This window comes from Janthinobacterium sp. BJB304, from assembly GCF_002735765.1.
Classification (GTDB): Bacteria; Pseudomonadota; Gammaproteobacteria; order Burkholderiales; family Burkholderiaceae_D; genus Janthinobacterium.
Genome location: NZ_PDZN01000003.1, coordinates 118,884 through 138,008 on the forward strand (window position 1 = coordinate 118,884; position 19,125 = coordinate 138,008).

Sequence of the window (19,125 nt, forward strand, 5' to 3'; positions counted from 1 at the left end):
GTCTTGTCATGACTGTGCCAACTGAAAAAGTTGGCAAATTCAGTTGCTAAACTATATAAATCATTTAAACGATTTAAAAATCCTACCACACTACCCTCATCGTATGACAGCGGCGTGACAGGATTGTGACAAAACGGCAGCCGTGCGGCAGCTTATGGGACGACGGTGGTAAACAGGTACACGGCGAAAATCACCAGGTGCACCGTGCCCTGCATGACCGTGGTGCGGCCCGTGCCCAGCGACAGGGTAGCGACCATCAGCGACAGCAGCAACAGCACCGTCGACTTGATATCGAGTCCCAGCGTAATGGTCAGGCCCGTGGCCAGCGACACCACGACTACGGCGGGTATCGTCAGGCCGATGCTGGCCAGCGCGGAGCCGAGCGCCAGGTTCAAGCTCGTTTGCAGGCGGTTCGCGCGCGCGGCGCGCACGGCGGCCAGGCCTTCGGGCAGCAGCACGATGGCGGCGATGACGATGCCGACCAGGGTTTTCGGCGCGCCCATGGCGGCAATGGCCGTCTCCAGCGCGGGCGCCAGCGACTTGGCCAGCAGCACCACGGCGCCCAGGCACACCAGCAGCGCACCGGCACTGACCCAGGCGACGGTGGGCGTGGGTGGCGCCGCATGCACCTCTTCATCGCCGACGGCTTCCTTGGGCAGGAAGTAATCGCGGTGGCGCACCGTCTGCACCAGCACGAAAGTGCCGTACAGGACCAGCGAGATGACGGCGATGAAAATGAGCTGGCTGGAGTTGTAGTAAGGGCCGGCGGCGCTCGACGTGTAGTTCGGCAGCACCAGCGTCAAAATGGCGATGGCCGCCAGGGTGGCCAGCGACGCGCTCACGCCCAGCAGGCCGAAAGTCTGCTCGCGGTGGCGCCCGGCGCCCAGCAGCAGGCAGATGCCGACGATGCCGTTCAAAATGATCATGATGGCGGCAAACACGGTGTCGCGCGCCAGCCCCGTCGTTTCCGGTCCGCCGGCCAGCATCAGCGAGACGATCAGCGCCACCTCGATCAGGGTCACGGCCAGCGCCAGCACGAGGGTGCCATACGGTTCGCCGATGCGGTGCGCGACCACTTCCGCGTGGTACACGGCGGCCAGCACGCTGCCGATCAGGCCAGCCACCAGCAGGATCTGATAGGCGCCGCCGAGATTGAGGGTGGAACCGAACAGGAACAGCCAGCCGGCAAGCGGGGCGGCAAGCGGCCATACAGGCAGGGATTTGAGCATTTTCATTATGGGCCTGGCAAGAGTAAAAAAAGAGGGGCGCGGTGCGGACGGCAAAGGACAGCCTGGCGTGCATGCCACAGCATAACTTGCCTAGCTTAAATGCAAGTTAGGGAATACACATCTCGAATGACGGCGACCCGCGCCTGACCCGCCTTTCAATCACCTTGCCACAGTGCACCTGCTTGCTACCAGTAACTATAGTCCCTTTGGTAACATGCCGTTGCAATTTTCTTGTCTTTTTGCTTGCTGCCGCCGTCATAATGCAGGGTCCGCCTTCCAGGCACCGACCAAGGACAAACCGTGATTTCCATAAACAGCACAGCCATGCGCGCGTTCTTTTTCGCGGGCAGCCTGCTGTGCGCCGCCGCGCACGCGGACACACCGCCGGCGCAGGCAGCGCAGGTTGACGTCAACTGGGCCACCGCGCCCGCGCCTGCCCCGGAGGCACGCTGGCAAGACAGCCTGCCGCCCGCGCCGCCCGTGGCGCCACGCGAAGAAAAGATACTGCCCAAGAGCGAATGGCTCAGCGTCGAGCCGATGAAGGCGCCTGACCGGCGCTGCGATCCGGGCCTCGATGCCCTGTTCTTGCCCAAGGAATGCGGCAAGGAACCCAGCTGGCTGGGCTCGCGCAAAAAATAATCCGGTTTAGATATCGAGGGTGCTGGCGCCCTGCGCCTCCACCACCCTGTTGCGGCCCGCCTGCTTGGCCGCCTGCAGCGCCTCGTCGGCCCGCTTGAACAGGCTGACGGTGCTGTCTTCGGCGCGGATGGTGGTCACGCCCAGGCTTGCCGTCAGTTGCAGCACGGCACGCTCCGTCTTGACGGGCAGCGCTTCGACGGCGGCGCGGATGCGCTCGGCCACCATCAGCGCATCGGCCAGAGTCGTGCGCGGCAACTGGATGGCGAATTCGGCGCCGCCCAGGCGGCCCATCAGGTCGCTGTCGCGCAGCTGCTGGCGGCAGGTATCGACGATGGTTTTGAGCACAGCATCGCCGACCGGATGGCCATAGCTGTCGTTGACTCTTTTAAAATGGTCGATATTGAGCACCACCAGCGCCGTCGGCAAGCCGGGCCGGCGCGCCAGCGCCATCCACGGCGCCAGCGCCTGGTAAAAGCCGCGCCGGTTCGGCACGCCCGTGGCCGCGTCGAGCACTTCCAGGCGCGCCAGCTCGCCGCCCAGTTTTTCACGCGACAGCAGCAGATAGCCGAAGGCGTTCGTCAGCATCATCAGGTACAGGGCGCCGAAGCCGGCCAGCTGCATCAGCTCCGCATCGAAACCGGGAACGGTGGCGGCAAGCACGCCGCGCGCGGCGATCAGCAAGGACAGCACGCCCATGCTGACGACGAGGAAGCGGCGCAGCATGCTCGCCTCGCGCCATTTCAGGCACAGGGCGGCCACGCCGGCGAGGAAAAAGCCGGCCACGATGAGCGAGCCGCCGGCGCTGCGCAGCAGCGGCGCCACGTCGAACAGGTAGCAGGCGGCAAACAGGGCCACCGACAGGCCCAGCGCCGGCAAAACATAACGTCGCCAGCCGCCGCGCCCGGCCGCCTGCCACAGCGCGCCCGCATCGAGCGCCATGCCGGCAAACAGCAGGCTGTTGCCGAGCAGGATGGAGAGGAAATCGGGCAGCACGCCGCGGAAATACAGCAGGCACCAGGCAATAGCCTGGCATTGCTTGGCCACCGCCCAGGTGGACATGCTGAGCGACTTCTTGCGCTCGTATTCGAAGAAGAACAGGGCCGCGCACAGGCTCAGGTTGCCGAGCGCCAGGGCCAGTACCAGGGTCTTGATATCCATGGGCTACGCCATCGCCGCGCTGCCGCGGCACGCTGTGTCAGATTTCGTGTTCGACATTCGTGCTGCCGTCGCCGATCTTGCTGGCCCACGCCTGCACGAAATACTGCTTTTCCACGTCGCTGGGCGCCTCGTGCCAGAACACGATGAGGGTGCCCTTGTGGTCGTGGATCTGCGCCACTTTTTCAATGAAGCCGACATTGGCGGCCTGGTCCGCCAGCGCTGCCGCGTAGCCGTACACGCGCGTCAGCCGCTCGATGCGGTCAGGCTCCGTAAAACTGTTCGTCGCCGTAATGATGGGGTGATCCAAAAACATGCTTGTCTCCATGGTGCCCGACTGCGCGGCCGTGCCGCCGCGCGCCGTATATCTGCATATACGCATGCTCGGCGCGGATTAATCGGGTATGCTCACGGGAGCTTATCAGATTTCTCTGAATGCAACAAAGCATCTTCCCCAGTCCACTCAGCGAAGTCGTCCCATGCCGGAACACAGAAGCACCACCCCACTTGCCCCGCAGGTGCATACCTGTGGCGACCGGCGCCGCCTGGAATTCCAGCCCGGCATGATCCAGAGCGAAATGCTGCTGTCGCGCCCCGACCATCTGCTGCTGCGCTATGCGCGCGCCATGATGTGCTTTACCCTGTTCGTGCCGCGCCCGCGGCATATCCTGATGGTGGGCCTGGGCGGCGGTTCGCTGCTGAAATTTTGCCACCGCCACCTGCCTGATACGCGCATCACCGTGCTGGAACTGCGCGCCGACGTGATCGCCCTGCGCGAGCAATTCATGCTGCCGCCCGACGACGCCCGCCTGCGCATCATCGAGACGGATGCCGTCAGCTATATCCGCCAGCATCCGGGCTGCGCCGACGTGCTGCTGCTCGACGGCTACGATGAAACGGGCTTGCCGCCCGCCCTCGGCAGCGCGCGCTTCTATGCGGACTGCCTGCGCGCGCTGCTGCCCGGCGGCGTGCTGGCGGCCAACCTGTTCAGTTATGACGAGCACTATCCCGCCATGCTGGCGCGCCTGATGCTCACCTTCCGCGGCGCCGTCTGTCACTTCGACGGCATCGCCGGCAACAACCGCATCATCTTCGCCGCCAAGCCTGAGCAAGGCCAAGGCGCCGACGGCCGCGCCGTGCGCGTCGTGCGCCTGGTGCGCTGGCGCCGGGTATGCGGCCTGGCTTTCCTGAACCGGCTGCTGCCGGCATGGCAACTGTGGCGTTTGCGCCGGCAATCAGGCGCACGCGACAACTGACAGTCGTCTGCCATGGCCATCTATATTGTTGCTTATTAGCAGCGATCTGGTGCAAAATTCGCATGATGGATGTGGTTTATGACAAACTACGGCCTGCGCGGGCCGGCAGGTGCTGCCGAGCAATTGTGTCCATGAAGTGAGATAGGAAAAACCATGCTGCGTGGCCGCCTGCCATTGTCGATTTCCGCCGCGGCCGCGCTGACCTTCGCCTGCGGCGTCAGCGTGACGGCCGTGCTGTTCGCCGCCATCAGCCAGCTCGAATACGACAAGATGAGCCTGAGCCTGCAGCAACGCGCCGGCGCCAGGGTGGCCGCCATCGAGCAGGGACTCGACGACGCGGTCGAGGTGCTGACCACGACGAACCAGCTGTTTGCCGCCGTCGTGCCCGTCACGCGCGAACAGTTCCACGACTTCACCACGCCGCTGCTGCAGCGCCACCCGTTCATCCAGGCCTTCAATTTCCACCGCATCGTGCCGCATGCGCAGCGCGCGGCATTCGAGGCCGAGCTGCGGCGCATCGTGCCCGACTACGCCATGATGGAAATGCGCGACGGCGTCATCGTGCCCGCGACGACGCGGGCCAGCTACATGGTGGTCGACTATCTCGAACCCTTGCAGGGCAACCGCCCCGCCTTCGGCCTGAACGTCAGCCCGAGCGGCATGCTGGCGCGCGCGCTGGAACAATCGGTCATCAGCGGCCAGACCACCGCCACAGGCCTGCTGACCCTGGCGCAGGGACCGCAGCAGGGCTTCGTCATCGTACGGCCCGTGTACCGCCACGGCGTGCCCCTGCAAACGGTGCAGCAGCGGCGCGCGGCGCTGATCGGCGATACGGCGGCCATCGTGCGCGCCGGCGAACTGGTGCAGAAAATCCTCGCCGGTGCCGACCTGCTGGGCGACCCGCAGCTCGAACTGAGCGTCTATGCCGACGCCGGCGCCGACCCGCGCCAGTTGATCTTCCGGCATGGCCAGGCGCCTGCCGACGAAGCGGGCGTCACCTGGGAGGTGCTGCCGCGCTGGCTGCACTTTGCCTACCACAGCCATTATGACCGTGCCTTTTTTTCCGCCGGCCGGCCCTGGCACGTGCGCGTGGTGGCCCATCCGCGGCCCTTCCTGGCGGACCACCTGGGCTCGCTGTTCACCGTGATCATGGGTTTGCTGTTCAGCTTACTGACGGCCGCCTTCGTGCAATCGCTGACGCAGCGCTCGCGCCGCGTGCAGCTGCTGGTGGAGCAGCGCACTGCCGACCTCAAGCGCAGCAACGAGCTGCTCAGCGCCGACGTGCGCGCGCGCCAGCGCACGGAGCGCGCCCTGCAGGAAAGCGAAAAGCGCTTCCGCCGCCTGCTGGCCTTGTCCTCGGACTGGTACTGGGAGCAGGACGCCAACTTCTGCTTCACCCACATCACCAGCGGCTTCACGGACAAGTCGAACATGCCGCTGGAACGCTTCATCGGCATGACGCGCTGGGACAACAACCCGGAGATGCGCAATTCGCGCTGGGGCAAGCAGCATATCGCCAACCTGGAAGCCCACCTGCCCTTTTCCAACCTCGAATATGCGATGCACGACCGCAATGGCCAGCTGCGCTGGTTCAGCGTCAATGGCGAACCGCTGTTCAACGAGTTCGGCGAATTTCGCGGCTACCGGGGCACGGGTTCCGAAATCACGGAACGCAAGCTGGCCGAGCAGCAAATCCAGCACATCGCCCACCACGACGTGCTGACGGGCTTGCCCAACCGCGCCCTGCTGCGCGACCGCCTGGCGCAAGCGATGGCCCTGTCTCGCCGCAAGAACCGCGCGCTGTGGGTGCTGTTGATCGACCTCGACCGCTTCAAGTTCGTCAACGACAGCCTCGGTCACAAGGCCGGCGACCTGCTGCTGAAAACCATCGCCACGCGCCTGCAGGCCAGCCTGCGCGAAACCGATACGGTGGCGCGCCTGTCGGGCGACGAATTCGTCGCCATCCTGTGCGAACAGGCCGACGAAGCGCTCAGCGCCGCCATCGTGCAGCGCGTGATGGATGCCGTGGCCCAGCCGGTATTGCTGGATGGCAAGGAATTCTTCGTCACCTGCAGCATCGGCGTAGCCGTCTACGACATCTCGCGCTACGACGCTCCCGGCGACGTGACCCTGAACGGCGAGACGCAGAACCTGATCGAGCAGGCCGACATCGCCATGTACTGCGCCAAGAAACAGGGCCGCAACAACATCAAGTTCTACACGACGGCCATGAACCAGGCCACCCTGGAGCGCCTGCGCATCGAGACGGCGCTGCGCAACGCCCTGGAGCGCGAGCAGTTCGTGCTGCATTACCAGCCGCAGCTGGACCTGGCCAGCGGGCGCATCGTCGGCGTGGAAGCGCTGCTGCGCTGGCAGCATCCGGACCTGGGCATGGTGGCGCCGCAGCGCTTCATCGCGCTGGCGGAAGATACGGGCCTGATCGTGCCGATCGGCGCCTGGGTCATGCGCGAGGCGTGCGCGCAGGTGAAACGCTGGCATGCGGCGGGGCTGGACACGCTGCGCCTGGCCGTGAACCTGTCGGCGCGCCAGTTCAACGAGCCGAACCTGGTCGCCTCGATCGCCGAAGTGCTGCTGGAAACGGGCCTGCCGCCCGCCTGCCTGGAACTGGAACTGACGGAAAGCCTGTTCATGCACGACGTGGCGCTCGCCGTCAGCCAGCTGCACGACATGAAGGCGCTGGGAGTGCAGCTGTCGATCGACGACTTCGGCACCGGCTATTCCAGCTTCGCCTACCTGCGCACCTTCCCCATCGACGTATTGAAGATCGACCGCAGTTTCGTCGGCGACGTGGCGCGCGACGCGGACGACGCAGCCATCGTCGTCTCCATCATCGCCCTGGCGCACAACTTAAAACTGCGCGTGGTGGCCGAAGGCGTGGAAACGGCCGAGCAGCTCGATTACCTGCGCCGCCATGGCTGCGATGAGGCGCAAGGCTATTACTTCAGTCACCCGCTGCCCGCGCACGAGGTGGAACTGCTGCTGCGGGCCGAAACGAAGGAAGCGAACGCCGCGGCCTGACGCGCGTGCGCGCAGGCTAGCCGGCCGGCAGCCTGGCGAGCAGCGCCAGTTCCTCCCAGTCGTCAGCGAGACCGGCTGCCGCCAGAAACTCCGCCACGCCCTCGCTGGCGTCGATGTCGGGCGCGCTGCCCGGCTCGGCCCACAGATTGTCGCATTCGGTGCAAACGACCACCTCCTGCCCCGTCTTTCTGACTTTCGCAAGGATCAGGTCGCCGTATTCGCCGCAGGTGGGACACTGCATGCCCTTCTCCTTCATGCCCGGCCTACAGCTTGTGCTGCAGGAATTCGAGAAAGCAGCTGATGCGCTGCGCCAGCTGCGTGTTGCGGTAGTAGACGGCATGGATCTGCTGGCGGTAGCCCGTGTAGAACGGCTGCAGCACTTTCACCAGGCGGCCGGCGGCGATATCGTCCTTCGTCATGAAGTCGGACAGGCAGACGATGCCCTGGTCGTGCAGGGCCAGCTGGCGCAGGGTTTCGCCGCTGGAGGCGGCCAGCGCGGGCACGATCTGCAGGCTGTTGCCGGCTTCGTGACGCAGCGGCCAGTTATTCCCCAGGTCGTACTGGGCAAAGCCCAGCAGCGCATGGCCGGACAGCGCTTCCGGCGTGGCCGGTTCGCCGTGGCGCGCCAGGTAGGCGGGCGTGGCCAGCACGTGCAGCGGACTGGCAGTCAGGGCGCGCGCATGCAGGGTCGAGTCGACCAGGGCGCCGATGCGGATGGCGATATCGGTACGGTGCTCGAGCAGGTCAGCGATCTGGTCGTTGCTGGTCAGCTCCAGGCGGATCTCCGGATACATGGCGCGAAATTCGGCCACGTGGGGCACCACGCAGTGGAGCATGAAGGGCGAAGCGGCATCGACGGACAGCCGCCCGGCCGGCTTCTGGCGGCGGATGCGGATCGACTCTTCCACGTCTTCCATCGAGGCGAGGATGGCGCGCGCCTTGTCGAGGAACAGCTGTCCCTCTTCCGTCAGCTCCATGCGCCGCGTGGTGCGCGTCAGCAGCGAGGTGGCCAGCTTGTCTTCGAGCCGCGACAGCGCGCGGCTGACGCCGGAGGTGGTTTGTCCCAGGTGCACGGCGGCCGCGCTCAGGGTGCCGCTGTCGATGACGGTGACGAAGATTTTCAGGTCGTCCGAGTTGATATCCATTCTTGCCCTTGTTTCACAGATCAGGGCATTATAATGGATTACAGGCAATAGTCGGCGAGGGTGGCCCGGCTGCGCGCTACGTCAGGCAACGTAGAACAAAATGGCGATAAAGTGGCAACTGCTGCCGGCCAGCACGAACAGGTGCCAGATGCCGTGGCCATGGCGCAGCTTGTGATCGGTGGCATAGAAGACGATGCCGCCCGTGTAGCACAGCCCGCCCGCCACCAGCCACAGGAAACCGTTCCACTCGAGCGCCGCCAGCAGCGGCTTGATGCCGATGACGATCAGCCAGCCCATGGCCACGTAAATCACCAGCGACAGGATGCGCGCGCCTTTCGCGTACACATATTCCTGCACGATGCCAAACAGCGCCAGCCCCCAGACGACGCCAAACAGCGACCAGCCCCACGGCCCGCGCAGGGTCACCAGCATGAAGGGCGTGTAGGTGCCCGCGATGAGCAGGTAGATGGCGCAATGGTCGAGCCGCTGCAGCACGGCCTTGGCCCTGCCGCGCACGCTGTGGTACAGGGTGGAAGTGAGGTATAGGGTCAGCAGCATGGCCGCGTACACGCTGCAGCTGACGATTTTCCAGGGGTCGCCCGTGCGGGCCGCCGCGACGATCAGGATGACGCCGCCGATGGCCGCCAGCGCGGCGCCCACCGTATGGGAAATGCTGTTGAACCGTTCACCGTGGTACATGCCTGACCGCCCGCTGCGTTAAAAACAGGCTCATCCTACACGCTTGGGGAGATCGGGGTGCGCGGTTTGCGCAAGGCAGGCACAGGAAAAGCCGGGGCGCATGCGATTGCCGCCCCGCTTGTTCCTGCTCAAACTATCAAGCCGCTTCCGCCTTCTTGCGCGCGGGACGGCGCGCCGGCGTCTTGCGCGGCGCCTTGGCCGGCTTGTCTTCGGCCACGACGGCCACTTCCACCGGCGCCGCCTCAATCACAGGCGCCGCTTCCGCCACGGCTTCAGCCGCCTTTTTGGCCGGCTTCTTCGCCGCTGCCGTCTTGCGCGCCGGCGTGCGCGGCTTGGCCTTCGGCTTCGCTTCGGCGGCCGCTTCCACGATCGCTTCGGCTACCGGTTCAGGCACGGGCGCAGGCATGGCTTCCGCCACCGCCACCGCCACCTCGACGGCCTCGACGCGCGCTTCACGGCCGCCATCGCCGTTCTTGCGGCCGCCACGGCCATTGCGGCGCGAACCGCGCTTGGCGTTGCCCTCGTCCGCCACGACCTCGACTGCGGCTTCGGCCACTTCATGCACGATCTCCGGCTGCGGCGCCGGCGCATACTGCTCGACGGCCGTTTCCGCGTCGGCCACCGGCACGAAAGCCTGTGGCGCGGACTCGCTGCGGCGCTGCTCGTTCTGCTTGCGGCCGCCACGGCCATTGCGGCGCGAATCGCGGCGGCTGCCGCCATCGCGGTGATTGCCCTCTTCCGCCGTCGCGCCGGCTTCGCCGCTGGCGATGACTTCACTGGCGACTTCCCCGTTCACGGGCGCAACGACAGGCACCAGGCCGCTGCTGCGGTAGACATAGGCGCCCGATTTCTCGTCGCGGCCAAATTCCAGCAAGCCGCGCGTCTGCGCTTCTTCCAGCAGGTTGCCGAAGGTGCGGAAACCGTAATACGATTCGCTGAAGTCCGGCTTGCGGCGCTTGATCGCCTCCTTCAGCATCGAGGCCCAGATCTTGCCGCTGTCGCCGCGCTCCGAGACCAGCGCGTCGAAGGTGGCGACGGCCATTTCGATCGCTTCCGTCTTGCGCGACTCGTATTTTTCCTTGCGGCGCACTTCCTCGTCGGGCGAGCGCTTGGCCGCCGGAGTTTCGCGCGCGTCGCGCTTGGCGGCCGTGCGGCGGCTCTCGCGCACCAGGTCGTCGTAGAAAATGAATTCGTCGCAGTTGGCCACCAGCAGGTCCGACGTCGACTGCTTGACGCCCACGCCGATCACCTGCTTGGCGTTTTCGCGCAGTTTCGACACCAGCGGCGAAAAATCGGAATCGCCGCTGATGATGACGAAGGTGTTCACATGGGCCTTGGTGTAGCACAGGTCCAGTGCATCGACGACGAGGCGGATGTCGGCCGAATTCTTGCCGGACTGGCGCACGTGGGGAATTTCGATCAGTTCGAAGTTCGCCTCATGCATGGTGCCCTTGAAACTTTTATAACGGTCCCAGTCGCAATATGCCTTCTTGACAACGATGCTGCCCTTGAGCAGCAAGCGTTCGAGGATGGGCTTGATATCGAATTTTTCGTAATTTGCATCTCGCACGCCGAGCGCGACGTTCTCGAAGTCGCAAAACACGGCCATGCTGAGGTTTTCTGGGGATGACGCCATAAGGGTGAATTCTCGCTGATGATAAGGGCGGACGGGAAGCGCAACGCCTCCCTTTTCGACTAGTATATTCGCCCATCCCCCGTTTCGGCGACAACTATCGTGCGCGGCAGCCTATTGCGCGCCGCCGGCGGCGCTCGCGCTGGCGCCGGCGACGGGCCAAACAACGCTTTCATCGACCGAATACAGCTGGCATGGCAGGCTGCTGCGGCGCTGGCACGAAGCGAGCGCGCGCACATCGGGGCTTTCGCCCTCCTCGGCCCAGCCCCAGGCGCCGCTGGCCGACAAGGCAAAGGCGCGTGGCGCGGTTTTTTCCAGGAAGACGCGGTACGCGGCGCGGCCCTGCTCTTCCAGGTAGGGCACGGCGGCGATATCGTCCTGCGGCGCGAAATGCGTGGCGGGCGGCGACGGCGCATCGGCCACGCGGTAGACCTGGCGCACCGGCATGCCGATCTTCTGCAAGAAGCGCTCGGTGGCGGGCAGCCACACGGCCACCCCATCGCGGCTGCCCAGGGTCAGGTGGGCGTCGCGCTTGAACGGGCCGTAGGCCAGCAGCTGCGCCCGGCCGCCTGAACCGGTAAAGGAATTGAACAGCCGCCGCGCCAGCGCCGGCGAAAAGTACGCGTCATTCGCGCCATACAGCCACAGGCTGGGAATGTGGTTGTAGGCGCCCAGGGTGGCGAAGGTCTTGGCCAGCGCCCCTTGCCAGTCGCAGCCGGGCATGTCGATGCGCAAGCCGCCCGCAAAATTGAGCACGCCGCGCACGCCGGGCACCATCCGGGTGGCCAGTGCCAGCGCCGCCATGCCGCCGTACGACTGCCCCGCGACGACGATGCGCTGCGGGTCGACCCAGCTCTGGCGGCGCGCATACGCGAGTGCGGCGAGCATGTCGCGCGCCTGGCCCTGGGCGTTGCCCAGCATGTCGCAGCCGAAATCGCGGTAGGCGCCCGTGGAGCGCGCAAAGCCGGCGCGCATCGGCAGCATCACGGCATAGCCGCGGCGCACGAACTCGGTCGCCATATAGATGAAGCGCTCGCGCTGCTGCAGCCGGGCCGGGCCGGCCTGCTTGCCGTGATTCATCAGCAGCAAGGGAAACGGGCCGGAGCCGGGGGGACGAAACACCGTCGTCTCCAGCGTCTCGCGCAAGCCGTCCCCGGCCGGCACCATGATGACTTGCTCGTTCAGGCGCGCATCGAGCGGTAGCTGGGAGGGAACAAGCTGGGCTTTCAGGGGCAGGCAAGGCAGGCTGAGCAGCAAACCCAGAAAAATGGGGCGTAACAGGTGGAAAATGGCGCACTCCGTGGATGACTTCCCTGCCAGTCTAGGCAGTGAAATGCCACAGAACAATATAAAAAAATTACGTGACGTACATATTTTTTGCGGCAAGCACCTGCGGGAAAAATTGTTGCCTTGCGCCACCACACTTTTTCCGCAGACGGGAGTAAACTGGGCGTATTCTGAAGGAGTTGCCATGTCCATATCCGCCCTCACCACCGGTACCTCGGGGCTGACCGCCAACCAGCGCGCGCTGGATGTGGCCGCCAACAATATCGCCAATGCGAATACGCCGGGCTTCCAGCCGCAGCAAGCCGAATTCCAGGAAGCCAGCCCGGCCGGCACGGGCGTCACCCTCTCCGTCGAGGGGCGCAAGCTGGCCGCCAGCGAAAGCGTCAGCGGCGCCAATGCCAATGCGGCCAAGGCGGCCGAAAGCCGGCCGAACGGCGTGGGCCTCGCTTCCGAACTGACCGATAACCTCGTCTACAAGGCCGGTTTCAACCTGTCGGCGAACGTCGTCAAGGCGGCCGACCAGGCACTGGGCAGCCTGATCGACATCAAGACTTAAGCACAACAGTCACTAGCGCTTAGATAGTCTGCTTGTTCATTTCCAGCGCCAATGGCGCCATCGCCGGCGTGATCAGCGCCAGCAGCCGTTCGGCCGGAATGCCGTCGCGCGCCTGCACCGACAAGCCATGCAGCAAGGCCGCATAGTAGTCGCCCAGCGCCTGCACGTCCGCCTCCGCTTTTAACTCTCCCGCCAGCTGCGCCGCGCGCAGCCGCTCGATGACGGCTTGCGTGCGCGCGCGGCGGTGCTGCGCCAGCCAGTCGGCGATGCCCGCGTTTTCCGCACTCGTGTTGGTGGCGGCCGTGACCACCATGCAGCCTTGCGGCTGGCCGCTGCGCGTATACAGCAGCACGGCTTCTTCCAGCATGCGCGCCACCGCATCGCGCACGTTCAGGCTGGCCGCCAGCGCGTGCACGGCAAACGCGCCCTCTCCCGTTTCATACAGCTCCACGGCTTCGCGGAACAGCTGCTCCTTCGAGCCGAACGCCGCATAGATGCGCGCCGAGGCGATGCCCAGCGCCGCCACCAGGTCCGCCATCGACACCCCCTCGTAGCCGCGCGTCCAGAACGCGTCGCGCGCTTTTGCCAGCGCCAGCGCGCGGTCGAATTCCCTCGGTCTTCCTGCCATCTTGATCCTCTGCTTGCGAAGTGGCGGCCAGTATAACGCCTGGCGCCCGCGCCGCGTTCGCCATTTATTTTGCTTCACGGGCTTGACCGCGCCAACAATTTCGCCTATTCTTTGTCGATCGACAAACAATAGGAGCCGATATGAAAACCATCCAAGGACCAAGCCTGCACCTGGCACAATTCGCCGCCGACACGGCGCCCTTCAACACCCTGCCTGCCATCGCCGAGTGGGCGGCCGGCATGGGCTTCAAGGCCCTGCAGATTCCCGCCTGGGATGCGCGCCTGTTCGACGTGGCGCAGGCGGCGCACAGCCAGCAATACTGCGACGACCTCGTTGCCATGCTGGCCAGCCATGGCCTCGTCATCAGCGAACTGACGACGCACATCCTCGGCCAGCTGGTGGCCGTGCATCCGGCCTACGACGCGCTGTGCGACAGCTTCGCCCCGGCACACCTGCACGGCCAGCCGGCCGCGCGCACCGAGTGGGCCATCGAGCAAGTGAAACTGGCGGCCATGGCGTCGAAACGCCTGGGCCTGACCGACATGGGCACGTTCTCCGGCTCGTTCGCCTGGCCATATCTGTTCCCGTTCCCGCAGCGCCCGCCCGGCCTGATCGAGGCGGCCTTCGACGAACTGGCACGCCGCTGGCTGCCCATCCTCGACGTGTGCGAGGAACAGGGTGTCAACCTGTGCTACGAAATCCACCCGAGCGAAGACCTGCATGACGGCATCAGCTTCGAGATGTTTTACGAGCGCGTAGGCCGCCACCCGCGCTGCAAGATGCTGTTCGACCCCAGCCACTTCGTGCTGCAGCAGTTGAACTACCTGGAATTCATCGATATCTACAAGGACCATATCCGCATGTTCCATGTGAAGGATGCAGAGTTCAATCCGACGGGGCGGCAAGGCATTTACGGCGGCTACCAGTCATGGGAAAACCGCGCCGGGCGCTTCCGCTCGCTGGGCGACGGCCAGGTCGATTTCAAGGCCATCTTCTCGAAGATGGCACAAAACGATTACGCGGGCTGGGCCACGCTGGAATGGGAATGCTGCCTGAAGGACCAGGAGGTGGGCGCGCGCGAAGGCGTGGCCTTCATCAATGCCCACATCATTCCCGTCACCGACAAGATCTTCGACGACTTCGCCGGCGCCCCCGTCAGCGCACAACAGATCAATACCCTGCTCGGCATCGAGCATCACTAATCAAGGAAACATATGAACGACTTCATTCACGACTACGTCCGCATCGACGGCCAGCGCCTGCATTGCGTCATCGCTGGTCCCGGCACCGGCAAACCCGTGCTGCTGATCCCCGGCTGGCCGCAAACCTGGTATGCATGGCGCCACGTGATGGCGGCGCTGGCCGCCAGCGGCTACCAGGCGATCGCCATCGATCCACCGGGCAGCGGCCACTCGGACCGCCCGGCCGGCGGCTATGACACGGGCGCCGTGGCGACCACCCTGCACCGCGCCATGCTGGCCCTGGGCCACGCGCAATACGACGTGGTCGGTCACGACATCGGCATGTGGGTCGGCTATGCGCTGGCCAGCGATTTCCCGCAGGCCGTGACGAAACTGGCGCTGACGGAAGCCGTGATTCCCGGTCTGGCGCCCGCGCCGCCGATTTTCATCGCGCCGTCCGACAACATCTTCCTGTGGCACTTCATGTTCAACCAGGTGCTCGATTTGCCGGAGATGCTCACGGCGGGCAAGGAACGCGAATACATCCGCTTCATCCTGGACCGCTGGTCCTACCGCCGCGACAAGGTCGCCGTCGACGTGTATGCGGATGCCTATGCCACGCCGGGCGCCTTGCGCGCCGGTTTCGCCTACTACCGCGCCATACCCGAAACCATCCGTCAAAATCTGGAACGGGCAAAACGCAGCCTGACCATGCCGGTACTGGCCATCGGCGCCGACCATGCGACCAACGACGCACCGCTGCTGACCATGCAGGGCAAGGCGGACAATTTGAAAGGCGCCATCGTTGCCGAATGCGGCCACTTCATCATGGAAGAACAGCCGGAAGCCTTCATCGCCCACCTGCTGCCCTTCCTGGCCGGAGAAAAATCAGGAAACAACGCATGAGCCTCGATCCGCTGATTGCCGCCTGGCTGGAACAGACAAGGGATGCGCCGCCACCCGCCTCGCTGGCGGACTTGCGCGCGGCCACGGAAACGGGGTTGCGCCAGCTGCATGGCCCCCTGGAAGACGTCGCATCCATCACGGATTACGTGCTGCCGGGCGAGCATGCGCTGACCGTGCGCGCCTACGTGCCCGCCGGCGCGGACACAAGCCAGCCCCTGCCGGCCATCGTCTTTGCGCATGGCGGAGGATGGTGTCTGTGCTCGCTGGACCTGTACGACAATCCCTGCCGCGCGCTGGCCAACGCCACCGGCTGCGTGATCGTTTCCGTCGACTACCGGCTGGCGCCCGAGCACAAGTTCCCCGTGCCACTGAACGACTTTTACCGCGCGTTGTGCTGGGTCGCCGAACATGCGGCGGCGCTGGGCATCGATGCGAAACGGCTGGCCGTGGGCGGCGACAGCGCGGGCGGCAACCTGGCGGCGGCCGCCGCCCTGATGGCGCGCGACCAGGCCGGTCCCGCGCTGGCGCATCAGCTGCTGCTGTACCCGGCGCTCGATTTTGCCTTCGACACGCCGTCCTACCAGCGCTATGCGGAGGGCCACTCGCTGACGCGGGAAGCGATGCGCTTTTGCTGGTCCGCCTACCTGAACGAGCCGGCCGACGGCGCAAACGCCTACGCGGCGCCCCTGCGGGCAACGTCGCTCAAGGACTTGCCGCCGGCGACGGTGCTGGTATGCGAGTACGACCCGCTGCATGACGAGGGCGAAGCCTATGCGCGGTATTTGCGCGACGACGGCGTGGCTGCGCAATGCGTGCAGCTCGACGGCATGATCCACGCATCGATACACATGCCGGGCTTGGCACCAAAGGCGCGGGGATTGTTCGACGTGGCGGGCCAAGCAATGAAAAGTGCCATGTTTGCGTAAATAGTCCACTAGAAAAATTCTGGGGTCTGACCTGGCGGGTCAGACCCCAGCATGCCTCTATTCCACCAATTTGCGCACCTCGATGGCGTTCAGCCACTTCACATGGCGCGGACCCGTGCGGATGTCCTTTGCCGAGATGAGGGCGATTTCGCCATCGCTGTCGTCGAGCGCCTTGCCGTTCTTTTCGTAGTAGACGATCACGCCCTCGCCGGCCGGCGCGTTATACAGCTCGCCCCAGGAAAACACCACCGCATAGCCATCGGTGGCCGTGGCGATGATGGCGAGCTTCTTGACGTCGTTGTGGCCGGGCGCATCGAGCGCCGCCTTGTCGAGGATGTCGTGCAGGCGCACGCCCTTGTAACTGGTGATGGTTTCGGCCTTGTCGCCGTTGTGGCGCGTGACGGCGATGTCTCCGCCATTGGCTTGCGGCAGCCGGCGCAGGTCGGCTACCGTCAGGGTCAACGGCGTTGCCACCTTGCCCGTGACGGCGAGCGCGCGGCTCATGTTCTCGCGCGCCGGCGCCGGGTCGGCCCATGCGGGGGCCGCCGCCAGCAGTGCGGCCGAAGCCAAACCAAGGAATATTTTCTTCAACATGCTGTGTCCTTTCATGACAGTGAAAACTCAAAACTGGTATTGCGCATTGGCCAGCCAGGTGCGGCCCGCGCTGGGAAAACCGTCGGCCAGCGCATAGTTGCGGTCAGCCAGGTTGCTCAAGCCCGCTTCCAGGGTCAAGGCCGGCAAGGGGCGGTACACGGCTTTCAGGTTCACGCTGGCAAAGCCGCCCAGTGCCAAAGTGTTCGAAACCCAGCGGCCGCTGTTCGCTTCCGCGATGGCCACCACGTCGACCTGGCGCGCCGCGTGCAATACGGCGTGCGCCGTCAGCTTGTGGCGCGGCACGTCCGTCAGGCGGATGGCGCGGTCGCTGACATTTTTCATGGCCGTGTAGGTGTAATTGCCGCCGAAATCGAGCCAGGCGCCGGCGCGGCCGCGCACGCCCAGTTCCACGCCGCTGATGTGCGCCCTGCCCGCGTTGCGCATCTGCGCACGCCCGCCCGCCACATTCGCCACGCTCTGGATCTTGTCCTTCACGTCGCTGTAGAACAGGGCGGCATCGAGCGCCAGCCCGCGCACGGTTGCCTGGTAGCCCAGCTCATAATTCATTGCCTCTTCCGCGCGCAAGGCCGGGTTTTCAATATATGTACCCAGGCGCTGCGAGTAGCGGTCCTTCAGGGTCGGCAGACGCGACTTGCGCGCCACGGTGGCGTACACGCGCGATGCAAGACCGGTCTTGTGGAACAATCCCGCCTGCAGGTCGGTGGCCGATTGATTACTCGGCAAGGTATACGCATTGCCGGCGCTGTAGACGGTGTCCGGGCGCAGCGCGTTGCGCGAGGCGCCCAGCGACAGTTCCGTCGCCGCATTGAGGGCAATGCTGTCTTCCGCGCCCAGGGTCCACAGGGCATCCTTGTACCAGGTGGTGCGCACGCCCCTGGCGTCGAGCTCCTGGTGCTCGTCGGCCTTGTAGCTGGCAACGAAGCGCAGGCTGTGCGCGGCCAGGCGGAACGATTCGAGTTCCACCGCGCCGCCGTTCGTGCGGTCGTTATAGATGCTGCGCCCGCCGCTGACGCTGCCCTGGCCGCTGGTCTTCAGGGTCGCGTAGCTGCCGTTTGTATAGGACGTGATTTCATTGTCGTAGCTGTCGTGGTACAGGCGCAGTTTCAGGCGCTCGGCTTCGCCCAGGCGCGTCTGCGAGACGAGATACACGCTTTCCTTGTTCCAGTACGGCCACTGCCAGTAGCGCGCGCCGACGGGATTGGTCGATGGCGGCTGGCCCTTTTCGCCATGCTGCTTGTAGTAGCTGAGCGCATATTCATCGCCTGCATGCGCGCCGCCCGGCGTGTAGCCCACCTTGAACGACAGTTTATGATCCTTGCGATAGGCGTTATTGCGCATGCCGCCGTCTTCCGTGGCCGTGGGGCGGAAATCGGACGACAGGGGAAAGCCGTCGCTGTCGATGTAGGACACGCCCGCCTGCAGATACCACAGGCCCTGGTTGGTGCCCACGTTGGCCGACACCTGGCGCTCGCTGCCCGAACCGAATCCCACTGACGCATCGCCTTCCATCAAAGCCGTCGGTTTGCGCGACACCAGGTTGATGGCGCCGCCCAGGGTATTGGCGCCGTAGGCCACGGAACTGAAGCCCTTGGCCACCTGGATCGCGGCCAGGTCGCTGGTCGTGAAGCGGTTGAAATCGACGTAGCCGTCATACGGCACGTAGACGGGAATGCCGTCGATGTAGAGCGGCACCTGGCGCGCATCGAAGCCGCGGATGGCGACGGTTTTCTCGTTGCGCGCATTGGTCGACAGCGACACCCCGGACAGCAAATTGAGGGCGTCGCCCACGTTGTCGCGGTTAAAGCGGCGCATCTCGGCGCGGCTCACTTGCGTGCCCACTTGCTGTTCCACCTGGCCGGCCTGCTCGCGCTGGCCGATCACCGTCACCGTGCCCAGCACGAACGGCGCAGCCTCATCTTTGCCTGCTGTCTGCTGCGCCTGCACCGTCTGCGCCAGCGCCAGCATCACGGCGCCTGCCATTACCTGTTTCACCATCGTCATCTTGTTCTCTTCCGTTATATATCGTTTTATATAGCGATATGCAAAAAAGCGGCCACTCGTGCGGCGGCCGTCATCCAACAGCGCAATATACAGACGTATATAGCGATACTCAAGCGGGGAGAGGCAAAACGGGCGCACAAGTCAATTTTCCGGCGATTTTTCATGCACCGCACCATTTCGCTGTGCGAACGAATGTTTCACAAAACGGTTGACATGCGAGAGTCGGCTAG

Annotated in this window: 18 protein-coding genes; 7 read left to right on the forward strand and 11 right to left on the reverse strand. The window is 64.9% G+C overall.

All coding sequences use genetic code 11. The features are described 5' to 3' along the window. Positions 1-152: 152 nt before the first annotated feature. Positions 153-1,235, reverse strand: a complete 1,083-nt coding sequence (locus CSQ95_RS04525) for a calcium:proton antiporter (RefSeq protein WP_099408656.1) — start codon at positions 1,233-1,235, stop codon at positions 153-155. A 294-nt stretch (positions 1,236-1,529) separates the two neighbouring features. Between CSQ95_RS04525 and CSQ95_RS04530 the strand changes: the two genes are divergently transcribed. Then, positions 1,530-1,868, forward strand: coding sequence for a hypothetical protein (locus CSQ95_RS04530; RefSeq protein ID WP_143449903.1), 339 nt, complete (start codon positions 1,530-1,532; stop codon positions 1,866-1,868). A gap of 6 nt (positions 1,869-1,874) precedes the next feature. Here CSQ95_RS04530 and CSQ95_RS04535 read toward each other — a convergent pair whose 3' ends face one another. Continuing rightward, positions 1,875-3,026 carry a diguanylate cyclase gene (locus CSQ95_RS04535; RefSeq protein ID WP_070222978.1) on the reverse strand — a complete coding sequence of 384 codons (1,152 nt, stop codon included), beginning with the start codon at positions 3,024-3,026 and terminating at the stop codon, positions 1,875-1,877. Between the two features lie 37 nt (positions 3,027-3,063). Next, on the reverse strand, positions 3,064-3,339 hold the full coding sequence (locus tag CSQ95_RS04540) for a hypothetical protein (RefSeq protein ID WP_099408658.1): 276 nt from the start codon (positions 3,337-3,339) through the stop codon (positions 3,064-3,066). A 163-nt stretch (positions 3,340-3,502) separates the two neighbouring features. On the opposite strand from CSQ95_RS04540, the gene CSQ95_RS04545 reads away from it, so the two are divergent. Further along, a complete protein-coding gene (locus tag CSQ95_RS04545) occupies positions 3,503-4,279 on the forward strand; it encodes a transferase spermidine synthase (protein WP_070222982.1) in 777 nt (258 codons plus the stop codon). Between the two features lie 153 nt (positions 4,280-4,432). After that, positions 4,433-7,318 carry an EAL domain-containing protein gene (locus CSQ95_RS04550; protein ID WP_099408659.1) on the forward strand — a complete coding sequence of 962 codons (2,886 nt, stop codon included), beginning with the start codon at positions 4,433-4,435 and terminating at the stop codon, positions 7,316-7,318. Between the two features lie 16 nt (positions 7,319-7,334). Here the strand turns inward: CSQ95_RS04550 and CSQ95_RS04555 are convergent, their stop codons facing one another. From CSQ95_RS04555 to CSQ95_RS04575, 5 genes are all read right to left on the reverse strand, one after another. Further along, complete coding sequence (locus CSQ95_RS04555) at positions 7,335-7,559, reverse strand: hypothetical protein (RefSeq protein WP_070289679.1); 225 nt, start codon at positions 7,557-7,559, stop codon at positions 7,335-7,337. A gap of 22 nt (positions 7,560-7,581) precedes the next feature. After that, positions 7,582-8,463 (reverse strand): LysR family transcriptional regulator, encoded by an 882-nt coding sequence (locus CSQ95_RS04560; RefSeq protein WP_099408661.1) that lies wholly within the window; start codon positions 8,461-8,463, stop codon positions 7,582-7,584. Positions 8,464-8,544: 81 nt separating this feature from the next. Further along, complete coding sequence (locus CSQ95_RS04565) at positions 8,545-9,162, reverse strand: hemolysin III family protein (RefSeq protein ID WP_099408662.1); 618 nt, start codon at positions 9,160-9,162, stop codon at positions 8,545-8,547. Positions 9,163-9,298: 136 nt separating this feature from the next. Continuing rightward, on the reverse strand, positions 9,299-10,798 hold the full coding sequence (locus tag CSQ95_RS04570) for an NYN domain-containing protein (protein WP_099408663.1): 1,500 nt from the start codon (positions 10,796-10,798) through the stop codon (positions 9,299-9,301). A 111-nt stretch (positions 10,799-10,909) separates the two neighbouring features. Then, the gene (locus CSQ95_RS04575; protein WP_257217953.1) at positions 10,910-12,052 is read right to left on the reverse strand and encodes a dienelactone hydrolase family protein; all 1,143 of its coding nucleotides are present in this window, start codon (positions 12,050-12,052) and stop codon (positions 10,910-10,912) included. A 214-nt stretch (positions 12,053-12,266) separates the two neighbouring features. On the opposite strand from CSQ95_RS04575, the gene CSQ95_RS04580 reads away from it, so the two are divergent. Then, positions 12,267-12,638 carry a flagellar basal body protein gene (locus CSQ95_RS04580; protein ID WP_099408664.1) on the forward strand — a complete coding sequence of 124 codons (372 nt, stop codon included), beginning with the start codon at positions 12,267-12,269 and terminating at the stop codon, positions 12,636-12,638. Between the two features lie 19 nt (positions 12,639-12,657). On the opposite strand, the gene CSQ95_RS04585 is transcribed toward CSQ95_RS04580, so the two are convergent. Further along, positions 12,658-13,266 (reverse strand): TetR/AcrR family transcriptional regulator, encoded by a 609-nt coding sequence (locus CSQ95_RS04585; RefSeq protein WP_070218208.1) that lies wholly within the window; start codon positions 13,264-13,266, stop codon positions 12,658-12,660. A gap of 140 nt (positions 13,267-13,406) precedes the next feature. Here CSQ95_RS04585 and CSQ95_RS04590 point away from each other — a divergent pair, with 140 nt between their 5' ends. From CSQ95_RS04590 to CSQ95_RS04600, 3 genes are read left to right on the forward strand one after another with little or no spacing between them, the layout of a single operon-like run. Further along, positions 13,407-14,468 carry a sugar phosphate isomerase/epimerase gene (locus CSQ95_RS04590; protein WP_070218209.1) on the forward strand — a complete coding sequence of 354 codons (1,062 nt, stop codon included), beginning with the start codon at positions 13,407-13,409 and terminating at the stop codon, positions 14,466-14,468. A gap of 12 nt (positions 14,469-14,480) precedes the next feature. Beyond that, a complete protein-coding gene (locus tag CSQ95_RS04595) occupies positions 14,481-15,353 on the forward strand; it encodes an alpha/beta fold hydrolase (protein WP_099408665.1) in 873 nt (290 codons plus the stop codon). Beyond that, positions 15,350-16,279, forward strand: coding sequence for an alpha/beta hydrolase (locus CSQ95_RS04600; RefSeq protein WP_099408666.1), 930 nt, complete (start codon positions 15,350-15,352; stop codon positions 16,277-16,279). Before CSQ95_RS04595 ends, CSQ95_RS04600 begins: the two co-directional genes overlap by 4 nt. Before the next feature lie 57 nt (positions 16,280-16,336). On the opposite strand, the gene CSQ95_RS04605 is transcribed toward CSQ95_RS04600, so the two are convergent. After that, positions 16,337-16,873 (reverse strand): molybdopterin-dependent oxidoreductase, encoded by a 537-nt coding sequence (locus CSQ95_RS04605; protein WP_257217954.1) that lies wholly within the window; start codon positions 16,871-16,873, stop codon positions 16,337-16,339. Positions 16,874-16,900: 27 nt separating this feature from the next. Then, positions 16,901-18,895: a TonB-dependent siderophore receptor gene (locus tag CSQ95_RS04610; RefSeq protein ID WP_099408668.1), complete on the reverse strand. Its 1,995-nt coding sequence runs from the start codon at positions 18,893-18,895 to the stop codon at positions 16,901-16,903. Positions 18,896-19,125 lie beyond the last annotated feature (230 nt).

What these genes read in the sequence shown, in the direction of transcription:
- CSQ95_RS04550 (WP_099408659.1), top strand. Translation starts at nt 4,433, where the DNA reads ATGCTGCGTGGCCGCCTGCCATTGTCGATTTCCGCCGCGGCCGCGCTG.
- CSQ95_RS04610 (WP_099408668.1), bottom strand. Translation starts at nt 18,895, where the DNA reads ATGACGATGGTGAAACAGGTAATGGCAGGCGCCGTGATGCTGGCGCTG.
- CSQ95_RS04540 (WP_099408658.1), bottom strand. Translation starts at nt 3,339, where the DNA reads ATGTTTTTGGATCACCCCATCATTACGGCGACGAACAGTTTTACGGAG.
- CSQ95_RS04605 (WP_257217954.1), bottom strand. Translation starts at nt 16,873, where the DNA reads ATGTTGAAGAAAATATTCCTTGGTTTGGCTTCGGCCGCACTGCTGGCG.
- CSQ95_RS04560 (WP_099408661.1), bottom strand. Translation starts at nt 8,463, where the DNA reads ATGGATATCAACTCGGACGACCTGAAAATCTTCGTCACCGTCATCGAC.
- CSQ95_RS04545 (WP_070222982.1), top strand. Translation starts at nt 3,503, where the DNA reads ATGCCGGAACACAGAAGCACCACCCCACTTGCCCCGCAGGTGCATACC.
- CSQ95_RS04565 (WP_099408662.1), bottom strand. Translation starts at nt 9,162, where the DNA reads ATGTACCACGGTGAACGGTTCAACAGCATTTCCCATACGGTGGGCGCC.
- CSQ95_RS04525 (WP_099408656.1), bottom strand. Translation starts at nt 1,235, where the DNA reads ATGAAAATGCTCAAATCCCTGCCTGTATGGCCGCTTGCCGCCCCGCTT.
- CSQ95_RS04595 (WP_099408665.1), top strand. Translation starts at nt 14,481, where the DNA reads ATGAACGACTTCATTCACGACTACGTCCGCATCGACGGCCAGCGCCTG.
- CSQ95_RS04600 (WP_099408666.1), top strand. Translation starts at nt 15,350, where the DNA reads ATGAGCCTCGATCCGCTGATTGCCGCCTGGCTGGAACAGACAAGGGAT.
- CSQ95_RS04570 (WP_099408663.1), bottom strand. Translation starts at nt 10,798, where the DNA reads ATGGCGTCATCCCCAGAAAACCTCAGCATGGCCGTGTTTTGCGACTTC.
- CSQ95_RS04585 (WP_070218208.1), bottom strand. Translation starts at nt 13,266, where the DNA reads ATGGCAGGAAGACCGAGGGAATTCGACCGCGCGCTGGCGCTGGCAAAA.
- CSQ95_RS04580 (WP_099408664.1), top strand. Translation starts at nt 12,267, where the DNA reads ATGTCCATATCCGCCCTCACCACCGGTACCTCGGGGCTGACCGCCAAC.
- CSQ95_RS04555 (WP_070289679.1), bottom strand. Translation starts at nt 7,559, where the DNA reads ATGCAGTGTCCCACCTGCGGCGAATACGGCGACCTGATCCTTGCGAAA.
- CSQ95_RS04590 (WP_070218209.1), top strand. Translation starts at nt 13,407, where the DNA reads ATGAAAACCATCCAAGGACCAAGCCTGCACCTGGCACAATTCGCCGCC.
- CSQ95_RS04535 (WP_070222978.1), bottom strand. Translation starts at nt 3,026, where the DNA reads ATGGATATCAAGACCCTGGTACTGGCCCTGGCGCTCGGCAACCTGAGC.